7 protein-coding genes are annotated in these 10,526 nt (G+C 64.0%); 6 read left to right on the top strand and 1 reads right to left on the bottom strand.

The window, feature by feature from the left end; all coding sequences use genetic code 11:
* Positions 1–96: 96 nt before the first annotated feature.
* Positions 97–2,322: a TonB-dependent siderophore receptor gene (locus NUV89_RS05090; RefSeq protein ID WP_257780527.1), complete on the bottom strand. Its 2,226-nt coding sequence runs from the start codon at positions 2,320–2,322 to the stop codon at positions 97–99.
* A 181-nt stretch (positions 2,323–2,503) separates the two neighbouring features.
* Here NUV89_RS05090 and NUV89_RS05085 point away from each other — a divergent pair, with 181 nt between their 5' ends.
* From NUV89_RS05085 to NUV89_RS05060, 6 genes are all read left to right on the top strand, one after another.
* On the top strand, positions 2,504–4,861 hold the full coding sequence (locus NUV89_RS05085; protein WP_257780526.1) for a DNA polymerase II: 2,358 nt from the start codon (positions 2,504–2,506) through the stop codon (positions 4,859–4,861).
* A 67-nt stretch (positions 4,862–4,928) separates the two neighbouring features.
* Positions 4,929–5,561 (top strand): glutathione S-transferase, encoded by a 633-nt coding sequence (locus NUV89_RS05080; protein ID WP_257780525.1) that lies wholly within the window; start codon positions 4,929–4,931, stop codon positions 5,559–5,561.
* A 165-nt stretch (positions 5,562–5,726) separates the two neighbouring features.
* On the top strand, positions 5,727–6,302 hold the full coding sequence (locus tag NUV89_RS05075) for a DUF4174 domain-containing protein (protein ID WP_257780524.1): 576 nt from the start codon (positions 5,727–5,729) through the stop codon (positions 6,300–6,302).
* 100 nt (positions 6,303–6,402) lie between these two features.
* Positions 6,403–6,918: a sigma-70 family RNA polymerase sigma factor gene (locus tag NUV89_RS05070; RefSeq protein ID WP_257780523.1), complete on the top strand. Its 516-nt coding sequence runs from the start codon at positions 6,403–6,405 to the stop codon at positions 6,916–6,918.
* Complete coding sequence (locus NUV89_RS05065; RefSeq protein ID WP_257780522.1) at positions 6,915–7,865, top strand: FecR domain-containing protein; 951 nt, start codon at positions 6,915–6,917, stop codon at positions 7,863–7,865. Before NUV89_RS05070 ends, NUV89_RS05065 begins: the two co-directional genes overlap by 4 nt.
* 127 nt (positions 7,866–7,992) lie before the next feature.
* Positions 7,993–10,356: a TonB-dependent receptor gene (locus tag NUV89_RS05060; RefSeq protein WP_257780529.1), complete on the top strand. Its 2,364-nt coding sequence runs from the start codon at positions 7,993–7,995 to the stop codon at positions 10,354–10,356.
* The last annotated feature ends 170 nt before the right edge of the window (positions 10,357–10,526 follow it).

The raw sequence follows: 10,526 nt of genomic DNA, 5'->3' as shown, positions 1-10,526 counted from the left end.
GGCGCGAAGCGGCCCCCGCTCTTTGTTTAAAAAGCTGGGACTGCTGCGCAGTCCAACGGGAGCAAGCTCCCTCGCCACAGGTTGCGTTTTACTTTTTTAGAAATCCACCGACGCCGACAACTTGGCCACCCGCGGATCACCCTGGCTCAAAAACCCGCCTTGCGCCGATTCCCAATACTTCGCGTTGGCAACGTTTTCCACCGTGGCGCCGACAGTGACATCCCGCTGCGCCACCTTGAAGTTGTAGCGCGCACCCACATCGAAGCGGTTCCACGCCGGCAGGCTGAGGTTGTTGGCCGCATCCGCGTATTGGCCACCCGTGCGCAGCATGCGCCCGTTGAGGCTCACGCCTTGCAGTCCCGGCACATCCCAATCCACCCCGGCGTTGAGCTGGAACGAAGGCACGCCGATGGCACGGTTGCCGTCGTTGGCGCCGTTTTGTGTGTCCTTGAGTTCGGTCTTCATCACCGTCACACCGCCGAGCAAACGCAGGCCGCTGACCGGTTCGCCGAACACGTTGAGCTCCACGCCCTTGTTGATTTGCAGGCCTTCGCGCACGTAGCGCGCAGTGGTCGCATCGACGACTTCGGAGTAACCGGCCCCGGGCTGTTCGATACGGTAAACACCCAGCGTGGCGCCGTAGGTGCCCATGTCGACCTTGACGCCCGCTTCAATCTGCTTGGAGCGCGCTGGCGCATAGGCTTGGCCGCCGCCGATGATCGGTCTCACACCCAACATCAGCGGCGACGTCGGCCCCTGCGCCAACCCTTCGATGCGGTTGGCATACACCGACACATGCTCCCACGGCTTGAACACCAGGCCGTAGACCGGCGTGGTGATCGACTCGTCATAGTTCGCCGTGCGGCTGCCGCTCGCGTAGTTGTAGCCCTGCACCACCATCTGCTGGCGACGTGCGCCAACGGTCACCAACAAGCGGTCATCAAAGAAGCCAAAGGTGTCGGACACCGCCGCGCTGCGCACAAAGGTCTTCGCGGTGATTTCCGGGTCGCTGAAGTCGGTGCCCGGGGTGTTGCGGGGGTTGTTCAAGGCAGGCGCCGCGCCGGTCACCGGGTTGTAGATATTGGTGATGGTCTTGCCGCTGGCGAACACATAAGCGTTGCGCGCCTGGGTCCAGGTCCCGGCCAGGCCGAAGTTGAGACGATGGCTCACCGCACCGGTCTGGAACTTGCCGTTCAGGCCCGTCATCAGGCTGCTGTTGTCTTCTTCGTGGGCGATGGTCGAGCCGCTGGCGGTGGCGTTGCCGAGGTTGTCGGTCAAGGTCACCGAGGAGTAACGCCCCATTTCACGGGTATGCTTGACCCCGCCTGCCGCGTACGCCGTCCAGTTGTCGTTCAGGTCGTACTCGGCGCGCAGCATGCCCAGGGTGTCTTCCAGGTTGGTACTGCTCCAGCTCGGCGCGTAGTTGGTGTCGGCCGACGGCGCATCCGGGATGTGGGTGGCGGTGCCGGTAAAGACCGAGTTGCGCCCACCGTTGATGTGCTCCTTCTGGTACACAAAGTCGCCGGACACACGCAGCGCATCGCCACGGTAGTCCAGGCCCACCGCAAACAGCTTCGAGCGCTGGTTTTCATCATCGATGCCGGTATCGCCTTCGCGCTGGGACAGGTTCACCCGTGCGCCAAACTGATGGTCCTCGCCAAAGCGCTGGCCAATGTCCAAGTGCTCGCCCACCCGGCCGTCGCTGCTGATGTCGGTGCTGAAACGGCGCAACGGCAGATCATCGGCGCGCTTGGGTTGCAGGTTCACGCCGCCGCCAATCCCCGAACCGGTGGGGCTCACGCCGTTGATGAAGGCATTCGGGCCCTTGAACACTTCGACCCGTTCCAGGGCGTCGGTGGAAATGATCTGGCGCGGCAGGATGCCGTACAGACCGTTGTAGGACATATCGTCGCCGTTGAGGGGCAAGCCGCGAATCATGAAGGTCTGCGCCTGGTTGGCATACCCCGACGCCTGGCGCACGGATGAGTCATTGAGCAGCACATCGCCGACGGTTTCGGCTTGCTGGTCGCGGATCAGTTTCTCGGTGTAGGAGGACATGCTGAACGGCACGTCCATGATGTCCTGGTTGCCCAGCACCCCCAACTGGCCACCGCGTGCCACCTGGCCGCCGGCGTACACCGGGGGCAGGGCGTTTGGCGCGGGCGCGTCGGCGCTGATGTTGGTGGCGCCCAATTCCAGGGTGTTGCCGTCCTGACGGTTGTTCGCATCCTGCGGGGTGGCTGGGGTTGCAGCGTGGGCGGCGACGCTCAGGGAGCAGCACAGGGCGAGCAAGGTCGGACGAAACGGAATAGGGAAGGGCATGGGCGATCCAGTGAGGAAAAGGGCAACAAACGTTGCGCGTCCTCGCTGCGCGGATACGACTCCGGTGCGAATGATAGTGATTGTTATTAACGTCACGCAACAAATATTTACTTTCGCGGTCTGCGTGCGCACGTAGCCGAGTAGAATCACGCCCTGAAAGCGATTCCTGAGGTGCGGTACGGTGGATTTACAGCAGGGTTTTGTCCTGACCCGGCATTGGCGCGACACCCCGGCGGGCACGGAGGTCAGCTTCTGGCTGGCCACCGATCAAGGCCCACGGCTTGTGCGCCTCCCCGTGCAGACCTCGGTGATGTTCATCCCCGAAGCCCACCGCAAGCCGCTCGACTGGCTGCTCAAGGGCGAGCGCGACATCGAATTGCGCCCGCTGGAGCTGTTGGACTTCCATCACCGCAAGGTCCTCGGCCTCTACACCCGCCAGCACCGCCAGGCGATGGACGTGGAAAAACGCCTGCGCGCCGCCGGTGTCGACGTCTACGAAGGCGACGTGCGCCCGCCCGAACGCTACATGATGGAACGCTTCATCACCGCGCCCGTGTGGTTTGGCGGCACGCCGGATGCCAACGGCGTGTTGATGGATGCGCAGATGAAACCCGCGCCCGACTACCGCCCGGCGCTCAAACTGGTGTCCCTGGACATCGAGACCACCGCCAAGGGCGAGCTCTATTCCATCGCCCTCGAAGGCTGCGGCGAGCGCCAGGTGTACATGCTCGGCCCGCCGAACCAAACCACGGCGGTGGACTTCAAGCTCGACTACTGCGACACCCGCGCCCAACTGCTCGAACGCCTCAACCACTGGCTGGCCACCTTTGATCCCGATGCAATCATCGGCTGGAACGTGGTGCAGTTCGACCTGCGCGTGCTCCACGAACACGCCCAGCGCCTCAACGTGCCGCTGCTGCTCGGGCGTGGTGGCGAGGCCATGACCTGGCGCGAACACGGCAGCCGCAACCACTATTTCGCCGCCGCGGCGGGGCGCTTGATTATCGACGGCATCGAGGGCCTGCGTTCGGCAACCTGGAGCTTTGAATCCTTCAGCCTGGAAAACGTCGCGCAAACCCTGCTCGGCGAAGGCAAGGACATCTCCACGCCGTACCAGCGCATGGACGAAATCAACCGCATGTTCGCCGAGGACAAGCCCGCCCTGGCGCGCTACAACCTCAAGGACTGCGAACTGGTCACGCGGATCTTCGCCAAGACCGAACTGCTCACCTTTTTGCTGGAGCGCGCCAGCGTCACCGGCTTGCCGGCGGATCGCAACGGCGGTTCTGTCGCGGCGTTCACCCACCTGTACATGCCGCTGATGCACCGCCAGGGTTTCGTCGCGCCAAACCTGGGGGACAAACCGCCCCAGGCCAGCCCCGGCGGATTTGTCATGGACTCGCGCCCCGGCCTCTATGAATCGGTGCTGGTGCTGGATTACAAAAGCCTCTACCCGTCGATCATCCGCAGCTTCCTGATCGACCCGGTCGGCCTGATCGAAGGCCTCAAGTACCCCGACGACAGCGCTTCGGTGGAAGGCTTTCGCGGCGCGCGCTTCTCGCGCACCCGGCACTGCTTGCCAGCCATCGTCGCGCGGGTGTCCGAGGGCCGCGAAGAAGCCAAGCGCGAACACAACGCGCCGTTGTCCCAGGCGCTGAAAATCATCATGAACGCCTTCTACGGCGTGCTCGGTTCCAGCGGTTGCCGCTTCTTCGACACGCGGCTGGCATCGTCCATCACGATGCGCGGCCACCAGATCATGCGCCAGACCCGCGCCCTGGTCGAAGCCCAGGGTTATGAGGTGATCTACGGCGACACCGACTCCACCTTCGTCTGGCTCGGCAGTAAGCATTCCCAGGAGGACGCCGGGCGCATCGGCCGCGCCTTGGTGCAGCACGTCAACGACTGGTGGCGCGAGCACCTGCGCAGCGAGTTCGGCCTGCAAAGCGCCTTGGAACTGCAATACGAAACCCACTTCAGCCGCTTCCTCATGCCGACCATTCGCGGCGCCGAGGAGGGCAGCAAAAAACGCTACGCCGGCCTGGTCATACACAGCGATGGCCGCGAAGAAATGGTCTACAAAGGCCTGGAAACCGTGCGCAGCGACTGGTCGCCCCTGGCCCGCCGGTTCCAGCAGGAACTCTACCAGCGCATCTTCCACCGCCAGCCGCACCAGGACTACATCCGCGACTACGTGCAGCGCACCTTGAGTGGCGAATTCGACGAGCTGCTGATCTACCGCAAGCGCTTGCGCCGGCAACTGGACGACTACGAACGCAACGTGCCGCCCCACGTGCGCGCCGCGCGCCTGGCGGACGACTACAACGACCGCCTCGGGCGTCCGCGCCAGTACCAGCGCGGTGGCTGGATCAGCTACGTGATTACGGTCAACGGCCCGGAACCCCTGGAAACCCGCCAGGCGCCTATCGACTACGATCACTATGTCACTCGGCAATTACAGCCGGTGGCCGATGCGATCCTGCCGTTTGTGAATGACGATTTCGGCACCTTGGTCGGTGGGCAGATGGGCTTGTTTTAAAACGCTTGATTCGACACGGCGAAGGGCCGCAATCTTGGGCCCAAGTTGGCAGTAGGAGACCAGGCCCATGTACACGCTCTACGGCATCGACGAATCCGGCTCGTGCATGATCGAAATCGCCCTGCAACGGTGCGCGGTGCCCTGGCGCCGAATCGACGCCGCGTCATGGGCCGAGGGCGCCGGCAGTGACGAACTGGCGCGCATCAACCCGCTCAAGCAAGTGCCCACCTTGCTCACGCCCGATGGCCAGGTGCTGACTGAAAGCGCGGCGATCCTGATCCACCTCGGCCTGGAGTTTCCCGCCGCTGAATTGCTCGCCGGCAACCGCGCGCAGATCATCCGCGGGCTGGTGTACATCGCCGCCAACTGCTACTCGGCCATCGGCATCATCGACTACCCGCAACGCTGGCTTGGCAACGTTAACGAAACCGTGCAGGCGCAACTGGTTACCGGCACGCGACGCTATTTGCACCAGGCCTGGGTGGTGTTTGCCGATCAGTTTGCCGGGCAGTTGTTCGCCCCCAACGACACGCCGAATGCACTGGGCCTGATGGCGGCAGCGGTGTCGCGCTGGGATGAGTCGCGCGAAGCCTTGAACGGCCTGGCCCCGGGCTTTGCCCAGAGCCTGGCGCAGGTGGACGCCGACCCTGTGGTGGCGCCCGTGTTTGCACGGCATTGGCCGGACTGGAAGGTCTCATGATGTTTCCGCAATCAGTGGAAACAATCACCGCGCAAGCGCCTCAACCCCTTGCGTAGCGGGCGTCCTGACCTACGCTTTCTTAAAGTGGTGTAGGAATCATCCTTGAATTTGACTGTCGCAGACATGAAACTCAAGAACCCTGCATGGAATTAGAAGGAGGTGCGCATGCTCATCCGGTCGCTGACCCTGGCTACCTTGATGGTTTTTACGGGGCCGCTGTTGGCCGCTGATGATACCAACCCACTCAAGCAGGACGTGGGCAAAGCCCGTCCGCTGGTCGTGGTGGAGCTTGATTCCGGTAACGCCACTTTAACCACGCTCCAGAAGCAACTTGACGAGCCTGCCAACAAGCAAGCCTTCGAAGCACGCAACATGGTGTTCTACACCGTGAAGTTCGGCAGCATCGGCGCCGAAGGGGAGAAGTTCGCCAAGGACGCCAAGGACAACAAAAAACTCACGCCGCCCGAAACCAACGCCCTGATCCGCGCCCTCAAGCTGGGTGCCGGCAGCGGCACCAAGGTCATCCTGGTGGGCAAGGATGGCGAGAAGAAACTCGAGAAGACCGTGCCACCGGATACCCTCGACCTGAAGGAATTCTTCAGCACCATCGACCAGATGCCCATGGCCGAAAAAGAAACCGCCGCCGCCGCAGAACCCGAGCCAGCCGCACCGGCCCCCGCCAAAGGCGCCAAACCGGCCAAGGCCGGCAGCAAGCCTGCGCCGCAACAACTGGACGATTGATCCACGCCAGGAGCCGGTTGCCCCGGCTCCTACAGCACACAGCTTGCGAAACATATGATAACCGTTATCATTTGCGCATCATTCCTTGTGCGCGCCTCCCATGTCGTCGACTCCTGCGGTAAGCCCCACTGACCTGGCCACCCTGTACCAGCAGCAACACCGTTGGTTGCAGCAATGGCTGTGGCGTCGCCTGAATTGCTCGCAGAGTGCCGCCGACCTGGCCCAGGACACCTTCCTGCGCCTGCTGGCGAAGAATCAGGCGATCGAAGTGCAGGCGCCGCGCAGTTTTCTGGCGAAGGTGGCGCAGAGCGTGCTGTCCAACCACTTCCGTCGGCAAAAGCTGGAGCGCGCCTACTTGCAGGCCCTGGCCCTGTTGCCGGAAGAGTCCGCCCCCAGTGCCGAAACCCAATTGATCCTGCTGGAAACCCTCGCTGCCCTCGACGAAGTGCTCAGCCGCCTGGCCTTGCCGGTGCGCCAGGCGTTCCTCTGGTCGCAGCTCGACGGCCTCAGCCATGGCGAGATTGCCGAGCGCCTCGGCGCCAGCATCGCCACGGTCAAGCGCTACATCATCAAGGCCGGCGCGCAATGCATCCTGCTGGACAGCCAGCAACCATGACGCTGTCCCTGGAAGCCGCCGAGCAGGCGATGCATTGGCAACTGGAATTGCAGGCGCCCGACGTCAGCGAGCAGACCCGCGCCGAGTGCCAGCGTTGGCGCGAACAAGACCCGGCCCACGAACTGGCCTGGCAGCATTCCCAGCGCTTTTTGCAGCGCATGCAGGACGTGCGTGCGCCAGCGCATCAAGGGTTGGTCAGCGCGGCGTTGCTGCCGACATTGTCCCGTCGCCAGGCGGTCAAGCACCTCGCCATGCTGCTGGCGGTGGGCGCCACCGCGTGGAGCGCCAAGGACAGCGAACTGCTGCAACACTGGACCAGCGACCACAGCACCACCGTCGGCGAGCGCTGGCGCATCGACCTGGCGGACAACACCCAGGTGCAACTCAACACCGACAGCGCCATCGACGTGAAATACACCCCCGAGCGACGCCAGATCCACCTGCTGCGCGGCGAAATCCTGGTGGACCCCAACCCCGCCGACAGCCGCCCGCTGTGGGTGCAGACCGGCGAAGGCCTGACCCACGCGATCAGCGGCCGTTTCAGCCTGCGCCAGCGTGACGGCTTCACCCAACTGGGCGCCGACCAGGGTGCGTTGTCGGTGCAGATCCCGGCGCGCAGCCTGGTGCTGCAACCCGGTGAGCTGGTCAGCTTCGATGCCCACAGCGTGCTCGCCCGCCGCCCGCAACGCGACGGCGAACTGGCCTGGCGCGGCGGCATGATCGTCGCCCAGGGCATGCGCCTGGAAGACTTCCTCGAAGAATTGAGCCGCTATCGGCGCGGGCGCCTGGCCTGCGATCCGGCGGTGCGCGGCCTGCGGGTGTCGGGCACCTATCCGCTGGCTGACACCGACCGCATCCTCGCCGCCCTGGCGCAGACCCTGCAATTGGAGGTGCAGCATTTCACGCGTTTCTGGATCACCCTCAAGCCGCGCCAGCACCTCGTGTGAATTTATTTCGCGGCAAGGTGAGCTGTTTGCGATTCTCACGAGACTTGTATCCCCAGACACTACCTTCACTGGGGAAACAGGCATGCAGCCACGCACAACGTTGAAAACATCACTGGCCCTTGCGGTCATGCAGGGCATCGCCACGCTCACACTTGCCACGCCGTTGCTGCTGACGTCGGCCTGGGTGCAGGCCGCACCGCAGATCGACTTCGACATCCCGGCCGGTTCGCTGGCCGGCGCACTCAACCGGTTCGGCCAGGCCAGCCAGATCCTGCTGTCCTACCCGGCGGCGCTCACCGACGGCAAGACCAGCCCCGGCCTGCATGGGCGACATGACCTCGACAGCGGCCTGGCGATCCTGCTCAGCAGCAGCGCCCTGCAGGCCGTGCGTGGCGGCGACAACCACTACTCGCTGGAGCCGCGCCCGGCGGGCGGCGCCTTGCAACTGAGCGCCGTGTCCATCTCAGGCAAGGCGCCGGGCTCGACCACCGAGGGCACCGGTTCCTACACCACGCAGTCGTCCAGCAGCTCGACGCGCCTGAACCTGACCCCACGGGAAACCCCGCAATCGCTCACCGTCATGACGCGCCAACGCCTCGACGACCAGCGCCTTATCAACCTCAGCGACACCCTCGACGCTACCCCCGGCATCATCGTGCTGCGTGATGGCAAGGGCTCGGAAAGCGATGGTTATTTCTCCCGTGGCTTCCAGATCCAGAACTTCGAAATCGACGGCGTGCCCACCGCCACGCGCATGGACAACTACACCCAAAGCATGGCCATGTACGACCGCGTCGAGATCGTGCGCGGCGCCACCGGCCTGATAAGCGGCATGGGCAACCCGGCGGCCACCATCAACCTGATCCGCAAGCGCCCGACCGCCGAGGCCCGTGCCAGCGTGACCGCCGAGGCGGGCAACTGGGACCGTTACGGCACCGGCCTCGACGTGTCCGGCCCGCTGACCGAGAGCGGCAACGTGCGCGGGCGCCTGGTGGCGGACTACAAGACCGAGCGTTCCTGGATCGACCGCTACAAGCAGGAAAGCCAACTGCTCTACGGCATCACCGAGTTCGACCTGACCGAAGACACCCTGCTGACGATGGGCTTCAGCTACCTGCGCACCGACGTCGACGCGCCGGCCCGTTCCGGTTTGCCCACGCGCTTTACCGACGGCGCGCGCAGCAACCTCAGCCGCTCGCTGAACACCGCGCCGTCGTGGTCCTACAACGACCATGAGCAGACCAGCTTCTTCACCTCCCTCGAACAGAAGTTCGACAGTGGCTGGAGCGCCAAGGCCGAATTCACCCACACCGAAAACCAGTTCGACGAAATCTTCAACTACGTCAACGGCAGCCTCAACCGTGACGGCAGCGGCACCACCCAACTGCCGGTGCGCTTCTCCGGCACGCCGCGCCAGGACAACCTCGACCTGTACGCCACCGGCCCGTTCAATTTGCTCGGTCGCGAGCACGAGCTGATCGCCGGCGTGACCCTGTCCAAATACCGCGAGAGCGTGCCGAGTTACGGCGGCTGGAACTACGCCTATTCCGGCTCGCCGGCGGGGGCCATCGACAACCTGTTCAACTGGGACGGTCACTCGGCGAAACCGGCGTTCGACGTCACCGGCAAATCCTCGGTGGATGAAAGCCAGTACGCGGCCTACCTCAGCACCCGCCTGCGGGTCACCGACGATCTGAGCCTGATCCTCGGCAGCCGGGTGATCGACTGGAAACGTGACACCGTCACCAGCCCCTACGGCGGCACCGAGACCCGCACCGACGAATCCGAAACCGGCGTCTACATCCCCTACGCCGGGGTGGTGTACGACCTCACGGACAACTGGTCGGCCTACGCCAGCTACACCAAGATCTTCAACCCCCAGGCCATGGGCGTGCATGACATCAACAACAAGGCCCTGCCACCGATGGAAGGCAAGGGCTACGAAGTGGGGCTCAAGGGCAGCTTCTTCGACGAGAAACTCAACACCAGCCTGGCGCTGTTCAAGCTGGAACAGGACAACCTGGCGATCTGGATCGACACCCCGGGCGGCGACACCTACCGCAACGAGAAGGGCACCACCACCGAAGGCGTCGAGCTGGAGCTCAACGGCGAGTTGGCCGAAGGCTGGCAAGCCTCGGCGGGCTATGCCTACGCCGTCAGCACCGATGCCGACGACAACCGCATCGTCACCACCTTGCCGCGCCAGAGCCTGAAAACCTTCACCACCTACCGCCTGCCGGGCGCGCTGGACAAGTTCACCGTGGGCGGCGGGGTGAACTGGCAGAGCAAGGTCGGCGAAGACCTGCACACCTTCAGCCAGGGCAGCTATGCGGTGACCAACCTGCTGGTGCGGTATGACGTGACGCCCAAGCTGAGCGCCTCGGTGAACCTCAACAACCTGTTTGACCGCGAGTACCTGAGTTATGCCGGCAACCACGGCATGTATGGCGCGCCGCGTAACCTGATGACAGGCGTTAAATACGATTTCTGATCTGAGCGCCTAACCCCAAGTCAGAGTGAGCTTATGTGGGAGCGGGCTTGCTCGCGAATGCGGCGTGTCAGTCAACACCGATGCAGCAGGCCCACCGCTATCGCAGGCAAGCCGGCTCCCACATTTGGATTTGCGCCAGACTGGGAATCTGGCCACACCGCCGCCCTCCT

This window comes from Pseudomonas sp. 18.1.10 (assembly GCF_024655625.1).
Classification (GTDB): domain Bacteria; phylum Pseudomonadota; class Gammaproteobacteria; order Pseudomonadales; family Pseudomonadaceae; genus Aquipseudomonas.
This window is presented reverse-complemented; position numbering and strand designations above follow the sequence as displayed.